Origin of the sequence: Halorubrum sp. ARQ200 (assembly GCF_005435115.1) — an archaeon.
In the GTDB taxonomy this organism is placed as follows: Archaea; Halobacteriota; Halobacteria; order Halobacteriales; family Haloferacaceae; genus Halorubrum; species Halorubrum tropicale.
The window spans coordinates 57,821-75,747 of sequence record NZ_SGTZ01000014.1; the positions used below are offsets into that span (position 1 = coordinate 57,821).

The 17,927-nt window shown below is 72.3% G+C and carries 21 protein-coding genes; 14 read left to right on the forward strand and 7 right to left on the reverse strand.

The annotated features are described in order from the left end of the window. Positions 1-50: 50 nt before the first annotated feature. Positions 51-1,709: a DUF255 domain-containing protein gene (locus EXE50_RS14420; RefSeq protein WP_137705403.1), complete on the forward strand. Its 1,659-nt coding sequence runs from the start codon at positions 51-53 to the stop codon at positions 1,707-1,709. Positions 1,710-1,833: 124 nt separating this feature from the next. Further along, entirely contained in the window at positions 1,834-2,637 is an 804-nt protein-coding gene (locus tag EXE50_RS14425; protein WP_053770659.1) for a TrmB family transcriptional regulator, read from the forward strand. A 15-nt stretch (positions 2,638-2,652) separates the two neighbouring features. On the opposite strand, the gene mptA is transcribed toward EXE50_RS14425, so the two are convergent. Further along, positions 2,653-3,579 carry a GTP cyclohydrolase MptA gene (mptA, locus tag EXE50_RS14430; protein WP_053770660.1) on the reverse strand — a complete coding sequence of 309 codons (927 nt, stop codon included), beginning with the start codon at positions 3,577-3,579 and terminating at the stop codon, positions 2,653-2,655. Positions 3,580-3,850: 271 nt separating this feature from the next. On the opposite strand from mptA, the gene EXE50_RS14435 reads away from it, so the two are divergent. From EXE50_RS14435 to EXE50_RS14445, 3 genes are all read left to right on the forward strand, one after another. Continuing rightward, entirely contained in the window at positions 3,851-4,144 is a 294-nt protein-coding gene (locus EXE50_RS14435; RefSeq protein ID WP_006112901.1) for a 50S ribosomal protein L21e, read from the forward strand. A gap of 1 nt (position 4,145) precedes the next feature. After that, complete coding sequence (locus EXE50_RS14440) at positions 4,146-4,502, forward strand: RNA polymerase Rpb4 family protein (protein ID WP_053770661.1); 357 nt, start codon at positions 4,146-4,148, stop codon at positions 4,500-4,502. A 75-nt stretch (positions 4,503-4,577) separates the two neighbouring features. Further along, positions 4,578-5,012: a universal stress protein gene (locus EXE50_RS14445; RefSeq protein ID WP_053770662.1), complete on the forward strand. Its 435-nt coding sequence runs from the start codon at positions 4,578-4,580 to the stop codon at positions 5,010-5,012. A 27-nt stretch (positions 5,013-5,039) separates the two neighbouring features. Here EXE50_RS14445 and EXE50_RS14450 read toward each other — a convergent pair whose 3' ends face one another. Both EXE50_RS14450 and EXE50_RS14455 read right to left on the reverse strand, forming a co-directional pair. Beyond that, the gene (locus EXE50_RS14450; RefSeq protein ID WP_053770987.1) at positions 5,040-5,789 is read right to left on the reverse strand and encodes a class I SAM-dependent methyltransferase; all 750 of its coding nucleotides are present in this window, start codon (positions 5,787-5,789) and stop codon (positions 5,040-5,042) included. Continuing rightward, the gene (locus tag EXE50_RS14455; RefSeq protein WP_053770663.1) at positions 5,747-6,550 is read right to left on the reverse strand and encodes a hypothetical protein; all 804 of its coding nucleotides are present in this window, start codon (positions 6,548-6,550) and stop codon (positions 5,747-5,749) included. Before EXE50_RS14455 ends, EXE50_RS14450 begins: the two co-directional genes overlap by 43 nt. Before the next feature lie 102 nt (positions 6,551-6,652). Between EXE50_RS14455 and EXE50_RS14460 the strand changes: the two genes are divergently transcribed. The 8 genes from EXE50_RS14460 to EXE50_RS14495 all read left to right on the forward strand — a co-directional run bounded on the left by EXE50_RS14460 (position 6,653) and on the right by EXE50_RS14495 (position 13,441). Then, positions 6,653-7,288, forward strand: coding sequence for a DUF655 domain-containing protein (locus EXE50_RS14460; RefSeq protein ID WP_053770664.1), 636 nt, complete (start codon positions 6,653-6,655; stop codon positions 7,286-7,288). Positions 7,289-7,361: 73 nt separating this feature from the next. After that, positions 7,362-8,273 carry a 16S ribosomal RNA methyltransferase A gene (locus EXE50_RS14465; protein ID WP_053770665.1) on the forward strand — a complete coding sequence of 304 codons (912 nt, stop codon included), beginning with the start codon at positions 7,362-7,364 and terminating at the stop codon, positions 8,271-8,273. Next, positions 8,270-9,454 carry a mechanosensitive ion channel family protein gene (locus EXE50_RS14470; protein WP_394347758.1) on the forward strand — a complete coding sequence of 395 codons (1,185 nt, stop codon included), beginning with the start codon at positions 8,270-8,272 and terminating at the stop codon, positions 9,452-9,454. The genes EXE50_RS14465 and EXE50_RS14470 overlap by 4 nt, the downstream gene beginning before the upstream one ends. Beyond that, entirely contained in the window at positions 9,451-10,050 is a 600-nt protein-coding gene (locus EXE50_RS14475; RefSeq protein WP_137705405.1) for a HemK2/MTQ2 family protein methyltransferase, read from the forward strand. Before EXE50_RS14470 ends, EXE50_RS14475 begins: the two co-directional genes overlap by 4 nt. A 75-nt stretch (positions 10,051-10,125) precedes the next feature. After that, positions 10,126-11,142: a 5-methyltetrahydropteroyltriglutamate--homocysteine methyltransferase gene (locus tag EXE50_RS14480; protein ID WP_053770668.1), complete on the forward strand. Its 1,017-nt coding sequence runs from the start codon at positions 10,126-10,128 to the stop codon at positions 11,140-11,142. Next, complete coding sequence (locus tag EXE50_RS14485; protein WP_053770669.1) at positions 11,142-12,215, forward strand: methionine synthase; 1,074 nt, start codon at positions 11,142-11,144, stop codon at positions 12,213-12,215. The genes EXE50_RS14480 and EXE50_RS14485 overlap by 1 nt, the downstream gene beginning before the upstream one ends. A 154-nt stretch (positions 12,216-12,369) precedes the next feature. After that, positions 12,370-12,576, forward strand: coding sequence for a hypothetical protein (locus EXE50_RS14490; RefSeq protein WP_053770670.1), 207 nt, complete (start codon positions 12,370-12,372; stop codon positions 12,574-12,576). A gap of 115 nt (positions 12,577-12,691) precedes the next feature. Next, on the forward strand, positions 12,692-13,441 hold the full coding sequence (locus EXE50_RS14495) for a sugar phosphate isomerase/epimerase (RefSeq protein WP_053770671.1): 750 nt from the start codon (positions 12,692-12,694) through the stop codon (positions 13,439-13,441). A 6-nt stretch (positions 13,442-13,447) separates the two neighbouring features. Here the strand turns inward: EXE50_RS14495 and EXE50_RS14500 are convergent, their stop codons facing one another. The 3 genes from EXE50_RS14500 to EXE50_RS14510 all read right to left on the reverse strand — a co-directional run bounded on the left by EXE50_RS14500 (position 13,448) and on the right by EXE50_RS14510 (position 16,789). Next, on the reverse strand, positions 13,448-14,266 hold the full coding sequence (locus EXE50_RS14500; RefSeq protein ID WP_053770672.1) for a hypothetical protein: 819 nt from the start codon (positions 14,264-14,266) through the stop codon (positions 13,448-13,450). Positions 14,267-14,341: 75 nt separating this feature from the next. Further along, a complete protein-coding gene (gene eis / locus EXE50_RS14505; protein ID WP_137705406.1) occupies positions 14,342-15,583 on the reverse strand; it encodes an enhanced intracellular survival protein Eis in 1,242 nt (413 codons plus the stop codon). A gap of 105 nt (positions 15,584-15,688) precedes the next feature. Next, positions 15,689-16,789, reverse strand: a complete 1,101-nt coding sequence (locus EXE50_RS14510) for an NADH:flavin oxidoreductase/NADH oxidase (RefSeq protein WP_053770674.1) — start codon at positions 16,787-16,789, stop codon at positions 15,689-15,691. A 113-nt stretch (positions 16,790-16,902) separates the two neighbouring features. Between EXE50_RS14510 and EXE50_RS17520 the strand changes: the two genes are divergently transcribed. Then, positions 16,903-17,064 carry a hypothetical protein gene (locus EXE50_RS17520; RefSeq protein WP_167551888.1) on the forward strand — a complete coding sequence of 54 codons (162 nt, stop codon included), beginning with the start codon at positions 16,903-16,905 and terminating at the stop codon, positions 17,062-17,064. Between the two features lie 62 nt (positions 17,065-17,126). Here the strand turns inward: EXE50_RS17520 and EXE50_RS14515 are convergent, their stop codons facing one another. After that, a complete protein-coding gene (locus tag EXE50_RS14515) occupies positions 17,127-17,720 on the reverse strand; it encodes a response regulator (RefSeq protein ID WP_053770675.1) in 594 nt (197 codons plus the stop codon). Positions 17,721-17,927: the final 207 nt, after the last annotated feature.

Sequence of the window (17,927 nt, forward strand, 5' to 3'; positions counted from 1 at the left end):
CGGCCGCCCGCTCTCGAAGCGCTTACCCCCGCCCCAGTCCGACTGGGGATATGAGCGACGAGACCCGCGTCGAGTGGCGCGACTGGGGCCCCGAGGCGTTCGCCGAGGCCGACGAGCGCGACTGCCCGGTGCTGCTCTCGCTGTCGGCCACCTGGTGCGAGGGCTGTCACGAGATGGACGCGATCACCTACGCGGAGCCGCGGATCGCGGCCAACGTCAACGAGGGGTTCGTCCCCGTCCGCGTCGACGTCGACCGCCGCCCGCGGGTGCGCGAGCGGTACAACATGGGCGGGTTCCCGACGACCGCCTTCCTCACGCCCGAGGGGACGCTGCTGACGGGCGCGGGCTACCTCGACGTGGACGGGATGCGGCAGGTCCTCGAGTCGGTCCGGCAGATGTGGGCCGACAAGGGTCGGGAGGCCGGGCGCGTCCCCCGCGCGCTCGACGCCGACCTGCCGCCCCGCGGCGAGGTGACCGACGCGATAGAGAGCCACCTGGCGGGCCAGCTGGAGGCCAAGTACGACGCCGAACACGCCGGCTGGGGGACCGACGCGAAGTTCCCGCTCCCCCGCACCGTCGAGTTCGCGCTGAAGCGCGACCGGAACCGGGCGCTCCGGACGCTCGACGCGGTCCGCGACCACCTGACCGACGACGTCGACGGCGGGTTCTTCCGGTACGCGGGCACGTCGGACTGGGGCGACGTGGCCTACGAGAAGCCGCTCGACACGAACGCCGCCGTCACCCGCGCGTTCGCCAACGCCTTCCTCTACACCGGCGACGAGGCCTACCTCGACCCCGCGCTCGACGCCGTCTCCTTCCTCACGGACGACCTCTGGACGGGCTACGGCGTCGGCGGGAGCCTCGGCCCGGGGCTCGGCCGCGCCTACTACGCCGCCCCCGCCGAGGACCGCGCCGACCTGGACGATCCCCGCCGCGACCTCACCGTGTTCGCGGGCGGCAACGCGCTCGCCGCGGACGCGCTCCTCGCGGTGGCCGCCTACACCGACGACGAGCGGGCCCGCGAGTACGGCGGGCGCATCCTCGACGGGCTCGAACGCGACCTGATCGACGCCGAGGCCGGCGAGGTGACGCACTACCGCGGCAGCGACGAGGCCGGCGAGTCCGACCTGCTCGAAGACGCCGCCCGCGTCGTCGGCGCGTACGTCCGCGCCGCCGGCGTGCGCGGCGAGGGCGCCGCCGTCGCCCGCGCGGTCGCGGACCGAGCGGTCGACCGGCTCCGCGTCGACGGCTCCTTCGTCGACGGCCCGCGCTCGGGCCCGGGGCTGCTCGACCGGTCGTTCCGCCCGCTCGACGCCAACGTCGAGATGGCGACGGCGCTCTGCGACCTCGCGGCGCTCACCGGCGAGGACCGCTACCGCGAGGTCGCGCGGGAGACCGCCGAGGCGTTCGCCGGCGCCACCGAGCGGCTGAGCGTTCAGGTCGCCGCCTACGGGAGCCTCGCGGCCCGGATCCGGCGCGGCACGACCGCCATCGCCGTCGGGACGGAGCCCGGGAGCGACCTCCACCGCGCCGCGTGGCGGGTCGCCGACCACGAGAAGGTCGTCGCGCCGAACGCCCACGAGGCCGACGCGCCGGCGCCGCGGACGGTCCCCGAGGGGACCGCGGTCGTCCTCGCCGGCGACGGCGCCTCGGAGCCGGCGAAAACGCCCGACGAGTTGATGGACCGGGTCGGCGACGTGCTCGCCTGAGATCCGGGACCGGGCTGGATCGGCGCGTCGGCGGCAGCGGTCTCGCTTCGACGGGCGCCCGCGAGGCACCTCGCGGATCGTAAACGGACGATGCGTTTATACGGGCGCCGGGGCATCCCAGCGTATGGCATCTCTTCGCGACCTGGGGCTCTCCGAGTACGAGGCCCGGGCGTACCGCGCGCTCCTTCGGACCGGGCCGACGACGGCCAAGGACCTCTCGCGGGCCAGCGAGGTTCCGATGGGACGGATCTACGACGTGCTCAACAGCTTGGAGCAACACAGCCTGGTCCGCAGTCAGGCCGCGAGCCGCCCGAAGAAGTACGTCGCGGTCGAGCCGGACGCGGCGCTCGACCGGCTGCTCGACGAGAAGAAGGAGGAGCTGCGGACGCAGGCCGAGCAGTACGAGTCCGTGGTCGACGACCTCTCGGCGGAGCTCGACGCCGGCGAGCCGGTCGACGGCCAGTTCTGGACCGCGGCCGTCGGCGCCGAGGAGGCGACGGACCTCCTCTTAGAGCGGATCGCCGCCGCGGAGCGCCGGGTCGTCGTGGTCGCGGGCGCGCCGGCGACCGGCTTCGACCTCGGAACGATCGGCGAGCAGGTGACCGCCGAGCTCGAGTCCGCGCTCGAACGCGGCGTGGAGATCCGCGTCCTGCTGTCGCCGGCGACGGTCGACGCGCTCCCGCGGAGCGTCGGGCGCCGGTACACCGCGGAGCTGGCCGAGGTGGACGGGTTCGAGGTCCGGACCTCCCCGAACGTGGACGGGACGTTCAACGTGTTCGACGAGATAGAGGTGTGTATCGAGGTCCCGCACCCGCTGTCGGCGGACGAGCCGTTCGCGATGATCGACGTGAAGGACATCGACTTCGCGACGAGCGTGAAAGAGCAGTTCGAGCCGCGCTGGGCGGACTCGGAGCTGCTGACGTTCTGAGTCCGTGGCGGCGGGCTATCGGTCGAGCTCGTCGCGGAGGTCGCCCAGCCGGACCTCGCGCTCGGCGTGGGCGTTGTGCTGGTGGATCGACTCGTCGTTCGACTGCTTCATGTGGATCACGGCGTCGTCCGAGAGGTGCGGGAACTCGGTGACGGTGCCCTCGGCGAGCGCGCGGACGCAGTCCTCGACGAACTTCGCGTCGGCGTGGGCCTCGTAGGTCATGTGGTCCTCGTCGGGCCGTTTCGCCATGTTGTAGATGCGCGCGCTCATCGAGTCGCGGGCGACGTCGATCACGTCCCGGAGGTCCACGTCCGGGTGGCCGTCGGTCGTGATCGTCAGGGTCGCGTGGCCGCGCTGGGAGTGGCCCGGTTGCGGGACGGCGTCGAGGAACTCCTCGGTCGTCTCCTCGTCGACGCCCAGCTCGGCGAGCTTCTCGCGGGCCCGCGACTCGCTCATCCCCTGCGAGCAGGGGCAGACGGTCATGCCGGTGACCTCGGCGCCGATCTCCTCGCGGGTGCCCTCCTCGGTGGCGGTCGCGCTGGCGACGATCGTCGCCGTGCTCTGGGTCTCGATGTCCGACGCCGGCGTGTGCTCGCGGGTGACGAGCTCCGCCGTCATCGACACCTCGGCGGTGGTCGTGTAGTCGTGCTTCTCCAAGAGCCGCTCGGCGGCGTCGCCGCAGACGTCCTCGACGCGGTACGCCTCCTCGCGGGTGATGTCTTCCAATATCTCGTCGACCGTCGCGAGGTTCCGCGACATGTCGATCCCCTTCCGCCCGCTCGGGAGGTCGACGAACACCTCGAACTCCGCCATGAGAACGATGGGGCGCTTGTCGCCGCGCGCCAGCTTGACGAGCTTCTCCACGCCGGTGACGCCGACCTGCGATAGCCCGACGGTGACGTCGGGGGACGACGCCTGTACGTCCGGCAGCTGATGACTCATTACGAACATGATAGGGACTCCCGGGATTAGCCCTTTCGGAAGGGGGAGGTTCGTCTGGTAGTCGCGCGCACCCGGCCGCGCGAGGAGCGGGTGGTGAGAGTAGCGGGTCGCGCGAGAAACCGGGTCGCGAGCGCGGCGTCCTCGAAGCCCCGTCGACCGAGCGGTTCCGGCGTCGTCGGGTCCCGCGGATCGCCGCGTGTGTGAGGAGCCAACGTCCTGCGGGTCGTAACGCACGATTTATAACGGCGGCAGCGGAAGGTATCCCAAGACCATGCCGAGTTCCAATGGGCCGCAGAAGGCGACTCGCGACAAGCTCTCGAACAAGCCCCGCAACCGCGGCACCTCCCCGCCGCAGCGAGCGATCCAGGAGTTCGACGAGGGGTCGCAGGTCCACCTCAAGATCGACCCGAGCGTCCCCAAGGGCCGCTTCCACCCCCGCTTCGACGGCCGGACCGGAACCGTCGTCGGCAAGCAGGGGTCGGCGTTCAAAGTCGAGATTCCGGACGGCGGCAAGACGAAGACCCTCATCGTCACCGCCGCCCATATGCGGGCGCAGCAGAACTGAGATGACGATCTTCAAAGAGAAGCTCGACGAGGAGTACGTCACCACCTCCGAGGCGAAGGAGATCCTCGTGGAGATCGAAGAAGAGCGGGCGGCCGACGAGGACCGCGACCTCCGCTACGAGTTGGCCCGCGCGATCGAGCACGTCAACCGGTTCGCGGACCTCGACGCCGACGAGTCCCGTGAGCTCGTCGAGGAGCTCACCGAGCTCGACCAGATCGACGTGCCGACCGCGGTGAAGATCGCCGACCTGCTCCCCGAGGACCGCACGGAGCTCCGCTCGGTGTTCGCCCAAGAGCGCTACTCGCTCGACGGCGACGAGCTCGACGAGATCCTCGACGTCGTCGCGAAGTACGCCTGACCGCGGGTCCCACCCGGCCCGGCGGGACGGGTCACCGACACGTTTTTTCAGATTTCCGCCCGTACGTCGAGCCGCATGTACCAGACCACCCTCGTGCCGACCGGCGAGGGCGACGCCGCCCTCGACGCGGTCGACGACGCGATCGAGATCACGGCGGCGGAGGGGACGGTACACGTCCTCGGCGTCGTCGAGGAGATTCCGATGTACGAGCGGTCGGGGAAGCCGGAGAAGTTCGACGAGGACGACCCCGAGCGCCGCGAGCGGCTGGCGGCGGCGGTCGACCGGGTCGCGACCGCCGTCGCGGACGCGGGCATCGACAGCGAGACCGCGATCGAGTCCGGGGTCCCCGCCCACGAGATCGCGGCGCACGCGGACGCGGTCGACGCCGACGCGGTCGTGATGGGCAAGCGCGGCCTCGACGCCGCGGCCGACGACCTCCTCGGCAGCACGACCGAGCGCGTCATCCGGACCGCCGACGCGACGGTCGTTTCCGTCCCCGTCTCCGAGTGACCCCGGCCGAGCGCCGGGCCCCGCGCGTCACCGATCGCGGCCGGCCTCGACGACGATCGTTCCGAAGAGCCGCCGGTCGCGCTCGCGCACGGTCGCGCCGTCGTCGAGCGCGCGCCGCGCCGCGGCGGTCCGCTCCGCGAGCATCCCGAGCGGGTCGTCGGTCCGGGCGTCGAAGAGCCGCCCGTTCAGCGCCACGAACGCCCGGAGCGCGGCGTTCGCCGCGCGGTTCCCCTCCGGGACGAACGCCGCGACGACGACGGCGTCCGCCAGGTCGCACCAGCGGCGCACGACCGCGTACGGGTCGGGGAAGAGCGACGTGACGAACGTCGCGAGGACGGCGTCCGCGGCCGCGACCGGCGGGCGCTCGGCGTCCGCCTCGACGAGCGAGACGTTCTCCCAGCCGCGCCGCGCGACGAGCCCCGCGGCCCGGTCGAGCATCCGGGTCGAGACGTCGACGCCGACGACGCGGCCGCTCGCTCCGACGGCCTCGCGGAGCGCGGGGAGGTTCACCCCCGGGCCGCAGCCGAACTCGACGACGGTGTCGCCCGGCGCGAGGTCGAGCGATCGGACGCAGGCGGCGCGGACGCCGCCGACCGACGCCGTGGCCCGCGCGAACCAGTCGTAGACGCGGGCCCACGCGTCGTAGCTGCGCCGGACCCGACGCAGTCGACGCGGGTCCGACTCCGCGGCGGGCGCCTCCGAACCCGCCCGGCCGCCCGCCGCGCCGTCGCGGGTCACGGGTCGGCGCCGACCGCGGCCGGGGGCGTCTTGGGCCACCACCGTGCCGGCCCGTCGCGGGCGACCGTCGACCGGCACTGCTCCGAGCCCGCACAGCCCCGCGGCCGCTGGTAGCTGATCCCGCGCTCCGCGAGGTACGACACGTAGCCGTCGTCGACGCGGTCCAGCTTCTCGTGACACACCCACCGCTCGCCGCACCGCCCGGCCGCGACGTTCCGGTACGGACAGGTGAACGTCGTCTCCTCGATACCGCCCTCGGAGGCCGTCTCGTCGATCCGGACGCCGACCGACCGGTACGCGAGCCGGAGCCGCCGGACGACGGCCCCCGGCGACGACGCCCCGAGGAACAGGACGTGCGCCAGCGCGTAGCCGAAGTCGTGGAGCAGGCGCTCGGCCCGCGTCAGCGACGCGCGGTCGCCCTCCAGCCGCGACCGGAGCGTGCCGTACCACTCCGCGATCTCGCGGACCTCGTCGGTCAGCGCCGCCGCCTCCGCGAGCGCCTCGCGCCGCTCCGTCAGCGCGGTCGGCCCGTCCGAGAGGCGGAACGACGGCACCGCTTCGACGTGTTCGAGCACCCGCTCGCGGAGGCAGTCGCCGTCCGCGTGCGCCGCGGCGCGTCGGCGGAGCTCGGGGTACCAGCGCCGCGTCAGGGCGCCGTACGCGCCGTCGAGCAACTCGTCGACCCGACCGATCTCCGCCGCCTCAGTCGGCCCGCCGCGGTCGGGGCCGTCCGCCTCGACCGACGGTCCGGGAAACGCCTCGACGAGTCGAACCAGCTCCTCGGGGTCCGGTTTCGCCATGGTACCACGTCGCACCCGACGCTATTGAATCCGACCGTCGGCGGCCGCGCCGCGACCCGCCTCGCCAGCGGTTTTTTCACCGCTCGGAGCGATAAACGATATATGGACAACGCCGACGGCGACGGGACGCCGGCAGACGACCGGAACGGGGGTGGCGCCGCCGCGGACGCCGGAGCGGAACAGAGCGACGACGGCGGCGGCCCCACCGCCGTCCTGCTCGACGTGCTGCCGAACGGGCGCCCCGACGACGACCGCCCGCAGTCCCGCAAGTCGCCGGTGGCGTACGCGCTCGGCGCGCCGTCGTTCGCGCTGTACGAACTGACGCTCGCCGGCGACGCGGACGTCTCGGTGGGCGACCGGATCGCCCTCGACGGCCCGGACGTCGGCCGCTACCGCGAGGTGTCGTTCGACGACCTCACCAGGAACGCGGCCGCGGAGGTCGAGTACGCGGTCGAGGCGATCGTCGAGGCCGACGAGGAGCGGTTCGTCGACTTCTACAACGAGGCCGGGCCGATCACCCTCCGGCTCCACCAGCTGAACCTGCTGCCGGGGATCGGCAAGAAGCTGCGGAACGACCTCTTAGACGAGCGGAAGCGCGGCCCGTTCGAGAGCTTCGCCGACGTCGAAGAGCGGATCTCCGGGCTCCACCGCCCCCGGGAGGTGATCCTCGAACGGATCGTCGAGGAGATCCGCGAGTCCGACCTGAAGTACCGGACGTTCGTCGGGCGCGAGGAGTGAGCCGCGCCGCCCCCGGGTCCTCCCGGTGTCCCCGAAACGAGACTTTTACCCGAACACCGCGTGTACCCCGGCTATGACCGACTCATCGGCGGGTGAGGGCACCGCGTACGGGCAGCGCGACCCCGACGCGCTCGCGAGGCGGGCCGGCGCGCGGGCGGACCCCGACCGCGACCAGCACTTCCTCGTCGACGACCGGGTCCTCGACCGGATCCCGGGCTACCTCCCGGACGACGCCGACCGGAGCCGCCTCCTCGAGATCGGCGGCGGCGCGGGGGCGCTCACCGACCGACTCCTGGCCGCGGCGACGGGCGACGCCGCCGCGACCGGCGACTCCCCGTCCCGCCGCGTCACCGTGATCGAACGCGACGGCGCCTTCGCCGAGTTCCTCCGCGAGGAGTTCGCGGCCGCGGTCGCCGACGGGCTCCTCGACGTGATCGAGGGCGACGCGCTCGACGTGGACCTCCCGCCCTTCTCCGCCTGCGTCGCCAACCTGCCGTACGGCGTCTCCTCGGAGATCGCCTTCCGGCTGCTCCCGGAGAAGAAGCCGCTCGTGGTGATGTTCCAGGCCGAGTTCGCCGACCGGATGGTGGCCTCGGCCGGCGAGTCCGCGTACGGCCGCCTCTCGGTGTCGGCGCAGCACTACGCCGACGTGGAGATCGTCGAGCGCGTGCCGAAGGAGGCGTTCGACCCCCAGCCGGCCGTCGAGAGCGCCGTCGTGCGCTGCACTCCCCGAGACCCCGACTACGTCGTCGGCGACGAGGCGTTCTTCCTCCGGTTCGTGAAGGCGCTCTTCACCCAGCGGCGCAAGACGGTGCGGAACGCGGTGCGGAACACGGCCCACATCTCCGGGCTCGACGACCCGGAGGCCGTCGTCGACGCGGCGGACGAGGAGCTGTTGCGCAGCCGCCCCGGCACGCTGGAGCCGGCGGCGTTCGCGGCGCTGGCGGAGCTGGCCCGCGAGCGCGGCTCCCCCGCGGAGGCGTGACGATGACGGGCTGGGTCGGCCTCGTGACGGAGCTTCAGCGCGCGCTCGCGGGCAACGCCGAGCGGTTCGCCGCCTCGGTGGGGATCGTCGTCGCGGTGCTCGGGGTCCGGCTCCTCACGCGGCGGCTGCGGCGCGGGGACAGGGAGCTCAGCTCGACGCAGCGGCTCCTGCTGTCCGCGGGCGTCGGCGGCGCCACCGCGCTGGGCGCGATCACGCTGATCGCGGTGTGGGACCAGAGCGGCGCCCTCTTCGAGACGGCCCGGTCGGCGCTGAGCGCGAACCAGCTGTCGAACGTCGTCCTCGCCGTGCTGCTCTTAGCGATCGCGTACGCGCTCACGGACTTCCTCGGGGGCGTCATCCGCGAGATCGGCGCCGAGAGCGCCTCGATCTCGCAACACCAGCAGGAGGTCATCCTGCGGGTCACGCAGCTGAGCGTCTACACGTCCGCGATACTCGCCGTCGTCGGGCTGTTCACCGACAACGTCGGCAGCCTGCTCGTCGGTGCGGGGTTCCTGGGTATCGTTATCGGCATGGCGGCGCGGCAGACGCTCGGCGCGATACTGGCCGGGTTCGTGCTGATGTTCTCCCGGCCGTTCGAGGTCGGCGACTGGGTGGTGATCGGCGACCACGAGGGGACGGTGACGGAGATATCGATCATGAGCACGCGGCTCCGGTCGTTCGACGGCGAGGTGATCACGATGCCGAACGACGACGTCCGGTCCGGGTCGATCGTCGACCGGTCGCGCCGGAACCGACTGCGGATCGAGATCGAGGTGGGCGTCGACTACGACACCGACGTCGAGCGCGCGGCCGCGGTGGTCGAGGAGGCGGTCGCGGGCGTCGAGGACGTCGCCGAGATGCCCGAGCCGAACGCCGTGACGAAGCGCTTCGGCGACTCCGCGGTCGTGTTGGGGCTCCGGTACTGGATCCGCAACCCGAGCATGCGCAAGCGCTGGCGGACCCAGACCGCCGCGATGGGCGCGATGAAGGACGCGCTCGAAGACGAGGGGATCGTCATCCCGTTCCCGCAACAGACGCTCTCGGCCCGCACGGAAGGCGCCTCCGGCCCCCAACTGGACGCCGCCGTCGAGAGCCGCGCGGCGACGCGCGGCGGCTCCGCCGACGCCGGCAACGCGGACGGTGCGTCGAGCGACGGCGACGCGGCGGAGGGCGACAGATGAGCGGCGACGGGAGCGGGGCCGGCGACGGCCTCGCGGCGCGACGCGGCGCCGACGACGCGGTCGTCTACCAGCCCGCGGAGGACTCCGGCCTGCTCGCGGAGGCGGCGGTCGCGGAGGCGCACGGGCGCGTGCTGGAGGTCGGCACCGGGTCGGGGTGGGTCGCCGAGCGGGTCGCCGAGGAGCGCGGCCTCGACGTGGTCGGAAGCGATCTCAACCCACACGCCGCGCGTCAGGCCCGCGAGCGCGGCGTCGAGGCCGTCGTCGCCGACCTGCTCTCGCCGTTCCGCGCGGACGCGTTCGACACGGTGTGTTTCAACCCACCGTACCTGCCCACCGACCCCGACAACGAGTGGGACGACTGGATGGAGCACGCGCTCTCCGGGGGCGAGTCGGGCCGCGAGCTCATCGAACCGTTCCTCGCGGACGTGGGACGCGCGCTCGCGTCGGACGGCGTCGTCCTCCTCCTCGTCTCCTCGCTGACCGGCTACGACGAGGTGCTCGGCTTGGTCGACGAGGCCGGCTTCGCGGCCGAGCCGGTCGTCGAGGAGTCGTTCCCCTTCGAGACGCTCACCGTGCTGGCCCTCCGTCGGGCGTAAGCCTCCGCAATAAATTACTGTAGAGAATAATACGTATTAGCAAATATTATACGTCGACATATCCAACGGTCGGTGATGACCGAACGTGTCGCGGCGACGCCGGGGCTGTACCCGCTCCCGGACCGGGCGAAAGAGACGCTCTCCGACCTGAAGGGACACCAGAAGGGGGACCTCCTGAGCGGCGACGAGGGCGAAGCGATCGTCGCGGAGTACGACGAGGTGCGCGCCGAGTACGTCGACCACCAACTCGACGCCGGCCTCGACCTGATCTCCGAGGGGCAGGGCCGCTGGGACGACATGATCGCGCACCCGCTGACCGTCAGCGACGCCGTCGAGACCGGCGGGATCGTCCGGTACTACGACAACAACAACTTCTACCGCGACCCGCGCGTCGTCGACGACCTCGGCTTCTCGGGCGACGTGGCGGACGAACTGACTGACGCGGCCGACCTGCTCGCGGCCGCCGACGGCGGCGACGACGCGTCGCTCGCCGCGACGCTCCCGGGCCCGTACTCGCTCGCGGCCCTCGCGACCGACGAGCACTACGGCGACGAGGCCGAGTTCCAGGCCGCGGTCGCCGACTTCCTCGCGGGCGAAGTCGAGGCGTTCCCGGCCCACGAGACGCTGTTCCTCCTCGAACCGTCGCTCGTCACGGACCCGCCCGCCGAGGGCGACGAGTCGACGGCGACGGACGCCATCGCGACGGTCGCCGACGCGACCGACGCCGACGTGGTCGTCCAGACCTTCTACGGCGCGCTCGGCGAGAAGCTGTACGCCCACCTCGTCGACGAGGCGGGCGCCGACGCCCTCGGGCTCGACCTCGTCGCCGGCGACCGCGACGACACCGTCTACAACGTCCAGGAGTTCGGCTCGACCGACTCGCTGTCGCTCGGGCTCGTCGACGGGCAGAACACCCTCGTCGAGGACGCGGAGACGGTCGCGGAGCGCGTCGAGTGGTTCGAGTCGCAGATCCCGCTCGAAGGGTTCGACAGGACCTACCTCACGCCGAACACCGAGCTGTTCTACCTGCCGACGAACAAGTACCGCGAGAAGCTGAACGCGCTCGCCGCCGCCGCGGAGGTGCTCGACTGATGGTCCGAAACCCGTCCGCCAACCGCGACCAGTTCCGCCCGCACGACCACCCGAACGACACGTTCCTGCTGTCGACCGTCGTCGGCTCGTATCCGAAGCCGAAGTGGCTCAACCGGGCCGACGAGCTGGTGGAGGACCCCGACTCGAAGTTCGACGAGTCGGACCTCGAAGAGGCCCACGACGACGCCTGTCGGCTCATCACGCACGAGCACGAGCGCGCCGGCCTCGACACCGTCGTCGACGGCGAGATGCGCCGCAACGAGATGGTGGAGTTCTTCGCCGACCGCATCGACGGCTACGAGTTCAACGGGCCGGTGAAGGTGTGGGGCCACAACTACTTCGACAAGCCGAGCGTCGTCGAGGAGGTCGCGTACGACGAGCCGTGGCTCGTCGACGAGTTCGAGTTCACCTCGAACGTCGCGGAACGCCCGGTCAAGGTCCCGATCACGGGGCCGTACACCCTCGGCTTCTGGGCGTTCAACGAGGCGTACCCCTCCACCGAGGAGCTCGTCTACGACCTCGCGGACCTCGTCAACGAGGAGGTCGAGAAGCTGGTCGAGGCGGGCGCCCGGTACATCCAGATCGACGAGCCCGCGCTGGCGACGACCCCCGAGGACCACGCCATCGTCGGCGAGGCGCTCGAACGCATCGCCGCGGGCATCCCCGAGGAGGTCCGCATCGGCCTCCACGTCTGCTACGGCGACTACTCGCGGATCTACCCCGAGATCAACGACTACCCGATCGACGAGTTCGACGTGGAGCTGTGTAACGGCGACTTCGAGCAGATCCCGACGTTCACCGACCCCGAGTTCGAGCCCGACCTCGCGCTCGGCGTCGTCGACGCTCACACGGCCGAGATCGAGCCCGTCGAGGAGATCAAAGCGAACATCCGGCAGGGCCTGCGCGTCGTGCCGCCGGAGAAGCTCACGGTCTCCCCCGACTGCGGGCTGAAGCTCCTCCCCCGGGAGATCGCGTACGGCAAGACCGAGAACATGGTCACCGCGGTCCGCGAGGTCGAGGCCGAGATCGATTCCGGCGAGATCGACGTGGAGAACCCGCTCGCGGACGACTGAGGCGCCGTCGACGGTTCGCCTCGGGACCGCTCTCGTGGCTCGCCCCTTCGGTGGCGCTCCGGGTCGGCGATAGCCCCTCCGAAGCCTCCGACCGCCGCGAGCACGGTCGGAGCGAGGCCAAACGTTTCGTACTGAGACCGCGTACGGCTCCTCAGTGAACGCCGTTCGGCTGCTGGCGAACCCCGCCGTTCGATGGGCGATCGCGTTCCTGTACCTCGGCACGTCGCTGACGCTGCTCGTCGGGCTCGGCGACCTCCCGAGGGCGGACCAGATCGCGGTGACGATCGCCTGCGTGATTGGCTTCTTCGTGGTTCCGATCGCGTTGAAGGGGTACGTGGACTCCGCGCCGGACCGGTACTGACGGACGCGGCCCCCGGCGGCCGAGCGATCGGGGTTCGGCGCGGCCGCGCTCGGTCCCGACCGCGCTGCGGGGTCCATCCCACTATTTATAAGACCGCGCCGACCCCACCACCGACATGGAGATCGGTCTCACCGTCGGCGACGACCTCGACCGCCTCGCGGCGTCGCCGGCGCGGTTCGACTTCTGCGAGGTCGGGGTCGGCGAGCCGACGCTCGTCCCCGGCGAGATCGACCCGGGGCGGCTGACGGACGCGCTCGCCGGTCGCGACCTGCTCGTCCACCTCCCGTACAGCCAGCGGCTGACGACGTACGTCCCCGAGGTGAACGACGCCATCGTCGACTACCAGCGCCGGCTCCTGTCGGCCGCCGGCGACCTCGGCGCCGAGAAGGCGGTCCTCCACGCCACCTCCGCCGACCGCGACGACGTGGACTTCCGGGAGACCGCGGCCGACCAGCTCCGGCGGGTCGCGGACGCCGGCCGCGAGGCGGGCGTCGAGGTCGTCGTCGAGAACGTCGGCCACCAGCACGCGGGGCTCCAGCTCTCCGTCCTCGGCGACCTCGCCCGCGAGACCGGGACGCCGGTCTGCTTCGACGTGGGGCACGCCTACATGGAGGGCGGCAACAAGGCGATCAAGCGGTTCCTCCGGAGCCACGGCGACCGGGTCTCGCACCTCCACTGCCACGACGTGCGCCGCCGCGGCGACACGCACCTCCCCGTGGGCGCCGGCGAGGTCGACTACGACCTCGTCGCGTCCGAACTCGTCGACTTCGACGGCACGGTCGCGCTCGAAGTGTTCACCGACGACGAGGCGCTCCTCGTCGACTCCGCGGAGCGCGTCGCCGACCGGCTCGGCGCCTCCTTCTGACGGGTGTCAGTCCGCTCGCTCGCCGTCGCTTCGGCCGTCCGCATCGTCGTCCGCGCTCCCGTCGTCTCCGTCGCCGTGCGCATCGTCGGCCTCGACCGCCTCCGCGTCGGTCTCGTCCCCCGCAGCGTCCCCGTCGATCTGGCGCTTTATCGACTCCAGCTCGGACTCGACGTCAACCTCCGGCGGGTCGTCCTCCTCGCTCTCGGCGTCGCCGTCGCCGCCGTCGCCGGGCTCGGTCACGTCGATCCGGACCGGGCTGTCGTCGTCCCGCCCGGCGTCCGGCGCGCTCCGCGGTCCGTCCTCGTCGCCGCGGCCCCGGTCGCGGTCGCGCCCGAGCCGGCGGTCTCGCGCGGCGTCCGCCTCGCGGCGCCCCTCGTCGATCCGGGACTCGATCTCCGCGGTGAGGTCGCGCGCGTCGGCGATGATCGACCGGGAGGCGGCGTCCTCGGGGAGGTCGGCCTCCGAGAGCGCGGTGCGGAGCTCCGACAGCGACCGGGCGAGCCCGGCCGTCGCGCCGTCGCGGACGTCGGCGAGGCGGTCGCCCGCGCCCTCGGTCCCCTCGGCGACGCTCCGGCCGGGGTCGGCGAGCCGGAGGGTGCCCCGGAGCAGTTCGAGCGACTTGATTGTCGTCTCTAACAGCGCGATGAGCGTCGGAATCGTGTACTGCTCGGTGAACCGCACGAGCTCCGAGAGCCGGGGCGGCCGCGGCGGCCCGCGGCGGTCGCGCTCGTTCTCCCGGAGGTCGGCGCGGAGCTCGCTCAACACCGATTCGAGCTCGTCGAGCCGCTCCTCGAGGTCGTCGTCGCGTCGGTCGCGGGAACTCATGCCGCCTCGTAGGCGGGCCGCAAATAAAAAGCCCGGCAGCGCCGCGTGGCGCCCCGACCGGTCGCGGCGCGCCGCTCAGAACCCCTCGCGCAGGAACGTGCGCCGCGGCGGGAACAGAGCGGTCAGGTCGGCCGCGAGGCCGTCCGGGGCGTCGCTCGCGAGGTCGAGGTCGGCGTGCGCCCGGAGGTCGTCGACGCCGCGGTAGCCGGCGTACAGCTGCGAGAGCGCGCCGACGCCGGCGGTCACGTCCGCGACCGCGGAGCCATCCCCGTCGACGTCCTCAACCCGCTCGGCGGCGACCTCGCCGTCCGCGATGGTCACCCGAATCGGTCGGTCGTGCCAGTCGACGAGCGGGTCGTCGACGGCGAGCGTGAACGCGGCGTTGAGGTCGGGGTCGGGCGCCAGCGCGGTCAGTGCGTCGGGGACGTCGACGAGCCGGAACATGGGGCCGGCGCGGACCTCCTCGGTCACCGCGCGCGGGTCGTCGACGCGGTCGAGGAGGCTCACGTCGGCGGGGAGGCGGAGCCGAACGCGCTCGACCTGCGAGTCGTGGTCGCGACAGAACCGGAAGACGCGGTCCCAGTCGGCGGGGTCGGCGACGGCGGCGTCGGAGACGACCATCGCGCGCCCGTCGCCGTCGTCGCGCTCCTCGAAGGTGTACGAGAGGAGTGCCCGGAGGTCGCCGCCGCGCTCGAAGCCGTACACGTACGGGTCCGTCTGCCACCCGCGGAGGCTGCGCTCGCGCCACCACGCCTCGGTCCGCGCCATCGTGAAGTCGTGGCGCTCCGCGGTCGCGGCCAGCAGGTCGGCGGCCGCGCCGTGGTCGTCCTCGTCGAGCCGACGGAACCGCCCCGTCTCGTCGCCGCGCTCGCTCGTCGCGAACGCCAACTGCTCCGGCGGCGCTTTCACCCGTCGGTACCGGCTCACCGTCGCCCAGCCGTACCGGCGGTAGAACGGGTGCTCGAAGGGCCACAGCACGGAGAAGCGCACTCCGTCGTCGCGGTACTCGGTCAGCGACTCGCGGAGGAGCCGCTCGATGTGCCCGTTGCGCCGGTGCTCGGGCGGCGAGGCGACCGCAGAGAGGCCGGCCACGTCGCGGTCGCGTCCCCGGATCCGGAGCGAGAAGTCGTGGTGCCCGCACACCGCGACGGGCTCGTCGCCGTCGAACAGCCCCCGGTAGTCCGCGAGGTGCTCGCGGTCGTCGTCGTCCTCCTCGGGGTCGTACGGTCCCTCCTCGGGCGAGAAGGCGTAGCGCATGAACGCGCTGAACTCGTCGCCGCGCTCCTCGGGGAAGGGCCGGTAGTCGAGGTCGCCCATACGCCGTCGGCGCCCGGGAGCCTGATAAGCCTTCCCGGCGCCTGCGCGCGGTTCTCATGCTCCGATCGCCCGGTCGCCCGGTCGGCGGTCGCCCCGGCGGCTCGTTCAGTCGAACCGACCGCGACGGTACTGGACCGGCCACTCGGCCTCCTCGCCGAGCTCGTGGGCGGCCTCCAGCGGCCAGTACGGGTGGCGGAGCAGCTCGCGGCCGAGCGCGACGAGGTCGGCCCGCCCGTTCCGGACGAGGGCGTCGGCGTGGGTCGGCTCCGTGATCCCGCCGACCGCGGCCACGGGCACGTCGGTCCCCTCGCGGACCGCCTCGGCGTAGGGCACCTGGTACCCCGGGCCCGCGCTCGGAATCTCCTGGTCCGGGTGGATACCGCCGCCGGAGACGTCGATCAGGTCGGCGCCCGCCTCGGCCAGCAGGGGGGCCAACCGGACCGAGTCGTCCACGTCCCACGAGTCGCGGTCGGGGAGCCAGTCGGTCGCGGAGATCCGGACGAAGACCGGCTTGCCGTCGGGCCAGACCTTGCGGACGGCCGCGACGACCTCGCGGAGGAGCCGGGTGCGGTCCTCGAAGCTCCCGCCGTACTCGTCGTCGCGGTCGTTGGTGACGGGAGAGAGGAACTGGTGGAGCAGGTAGCCGTGGGCCGCGTGGACCTCGGCGACCTCGAAGCCGACGTCCCGCGCCCGTTCGGCGGCGGCCGCGAAGGAGTCGATCACCGCGTCGACCCCCTTCCCGTCGAGCCGGCGCGTGTCGGCCAGGTCGTCCTCGTCGACCTCGGAATGCGGGTACGGCTCGTCGGTGGCGGAGACGGTCTCCCAGCCCGCGGGCTCGTCGGCGGGGATCGGACCGCTCCCCTCGCCCGGCGGACTGTGAGAGGCCTTCCGCCCGGCGTGAGCCAACTGAATCCCGGGCGTCGCGCCCTGCGACCGGACGAACTCGACGATCGGTTCGATCGCCTCGGCGTGCTCGTCGGACCAGATCCCGAGGCAGTCCGGGGTGATCCGCCCGCGGGCCTCGACGGCGGTCGCCTCGGTCATCACGACGCCGGCGCCCCCGGCGGCGCGGGCGCCGAGGTGGACGCGGTGCCAGTCGTTCGCCAGCCCGTCCTCGGCGGAGTACTGGCACATCGGCGACAGCATCACGCGGTTTCGGAACTCCGTGTCGCGCAGCGTGAGCGGCGTGAACAGCGTGTCGGTCACGCTGCGGCGAACGACCCCCGTGAGCTAAGGCCCTCCGATCCCCTGCCCGGATCGCCGCTGCTGGTTTAGGCCGACCGAAATCTATAACACCACCGGCCTCTGACCGACTGGTAATGACAACGGGAGACCGGATCGAGCGGGACGTCGAGTCGGCGGCCGACGAACGGCCGACCGTCGCCGCGACCCGCTGTTCTCAAGAGCGGACCGTCTTCGCCGAACAGGGCAACACCGACGCGTGGATCGCGACCGACCTCACGGTCGAACTCGAACGCTGACGAGCCTCCTCTGGCCGCCGCCACGGCGGCTCCGCTTCCGGCGCCGTTCGGCGCCCCCGACTTCACTCCTCGGAGCGGAGCGTCCCGCGGGGCGAGTCCGACGTGCGCGGCGGCGACGCGGTCGCCCGCGCCGCGGCCGTCTCGCGCTCCCGTTCCCCGTCGACGAGCGTGCGGATCCGATCGAGTATCGAATCGAACCGACCGCGCTCGGACCCCTTCTCGAAGTAGGCGTCCGCGCCGGCGCCGAACGCCGCCGCCTCGCGCTCCTCGCCCGGACACGTGGTGTGGAAGACGACCGGGACCTCGTGGCCCGCCTCGCGGAGCCGTCCGGTGAGGCCGACGCCGTCGCCGTCGGGGAGCCGCTGCTCGGTCACGACGCAGTCGACCGCGACCCGCTCGCCGTCGACCTCGACGCCCTCCTCGACCGCGTCGACGGCGGCGGCGACGCGGTCGACGGAGCGGATCCGGACCCGTTCGGTGAGCCGCGTCGCGAACGCCTCTAGCAGCTCGGCGGAGCGCGCGTCGGGCTCGACCTGGAGAACGGTGATCGGCCTGTCGGCCTCCCTCGCGGGTCGGTCTGCTGACTGTGCTGATCGGTCGGCGGCTGCGTTCGTGTCCGCGTGCGCGTCGGACGGCGGAGATGTGTGGTCGGTCATTCGTTTGGCGGCGGGCGACGACTCGGCGAAAGACAACTTACTACGAGAGTTGTAATTTCTCTTCGGACAATAATTGCCGGAGCGGTGTTATAATAATTGTGCGATCACCGTTGTCACGGCGCCTGCGCCGATTATTCGGTGGTATCATCGAAGATACGCCGAGCGGTTCCCCGACGGCGCGGGCGGCGCGTCGTCGGATCGCGTTCG

Coding starts and splice junctions, on each gene's coding strand:
- EXE50_RS14425 (WP_053770659.1), top strand. CDS start 1,834: ATGGCATCTCTTCGCGACCTGGGGCTCTCCGAGTACGAGGCCCGGGCG.
- EXE50_RS14420 (WP_137705403.1), top strand. CDS start 51: ATGAGCGACGAGACCCGCGTCGAGTGGCGCGACTGGGGCCCCGAGGCG.
- EXE50_RS14460 (WP_053770664.1), top strand. CDS start 6,653: ATGGACAACGCCGACGGCGACGGGACGCCGGCAGACGACCGGAACGGG.
- EXE50_RS14480 (WP_053770668.1), top strand. CDS start 10,126: ATGACCGAACGTGTCGCGGCGACGCCGGGGCTGTACCCGCTCCCGGAC.
- EXE50_RS17520 (WP_167551888.1), top strand. CDS start 16,903: ATGACAACGGGAGACCGGATCGAGCGGGACGTCGAGTCGGCGGCCGAC.
- EXE50_RS14495 (WP_053770671.1), top strand. CDS start 12,692: ATGGAGATCGGTCTCACCGTCGGCGACGACCTCGACCGCCTCGCGGCG.
- EXE50_RS14440 (WP_053770661.1), top strand. CDS start 4,146: ATGACGATCTTCAAAGAGAAGCTCGACGAGGAGTACGTCACCACCTCC.
- EXE50_RS14475 (WP_137705405.1), top strand. CDS start 9,451: ATGAGCGGCGACGGGAGCGGGGCCGGCGACGGCCTCGCGGCGCGACGC.
- EXE50_RS14500 (WP_053770672.1), bottom strand. CDS start 14,266: ATGAGTTCCCGCGACCGACGCGACGACGACCTCGAGGAGCGGCTCGAC.
- EXE50_RS14435 (WP_006112901.1), top strand. CDS start 3,851: ATGCCGAGTTCCAATGGGCCGCAGAAGGCGACTCGCGACAAGCTCTCG.
- EXE50_RS14465 (WP_053770665.1), top strand. CDS start 7,362: ATGACCGACTCATCGGCGGGTGAGGGCACCGCGTACGGGCAGCGCGAC.
- EXE50_RS14455 (WP_053770663.1), bottom strand. CDS start 6,550: ATGGCGAAACCGGACCCCGAGGAGCTGGTTCGACTCGTCGAGGCGTTT.
- eis (WP_137705406.1), bottom strand. CDS start 15,583: ATGGGCGACCTCGACTACCGGCCCTTCCCCGAGGAGCGCGGCGACGAG.
- EXE50_RS14485 (WP_053770669.1), top strand. CDS start 11,142: ATGGTCCGAAACCCGTCCGCCAACCGCGACCAGTTCCGCCCGCACGAC.
- EXE50_RS14445 (WP_053770662.1), top strand. CDS start 4,578: ATGTACCAGACCACCCTCGTGCCGACCGGCGAGGGCGACGCCGCCCTC.
- EXE50_RS14515 (WP_053770675.1), bottom strand. CDS start 17,720: ATGACCGACCACACATCTCCGCCGTCCGACGCGCACGCGGACACGAAC.
- mptA (WP_053770660.1), bottom strand. CDS start 3,579: ATGAGTCATCAGCTGCCGGACGTACAGGCGTCGTCCCCCGACGTCACC.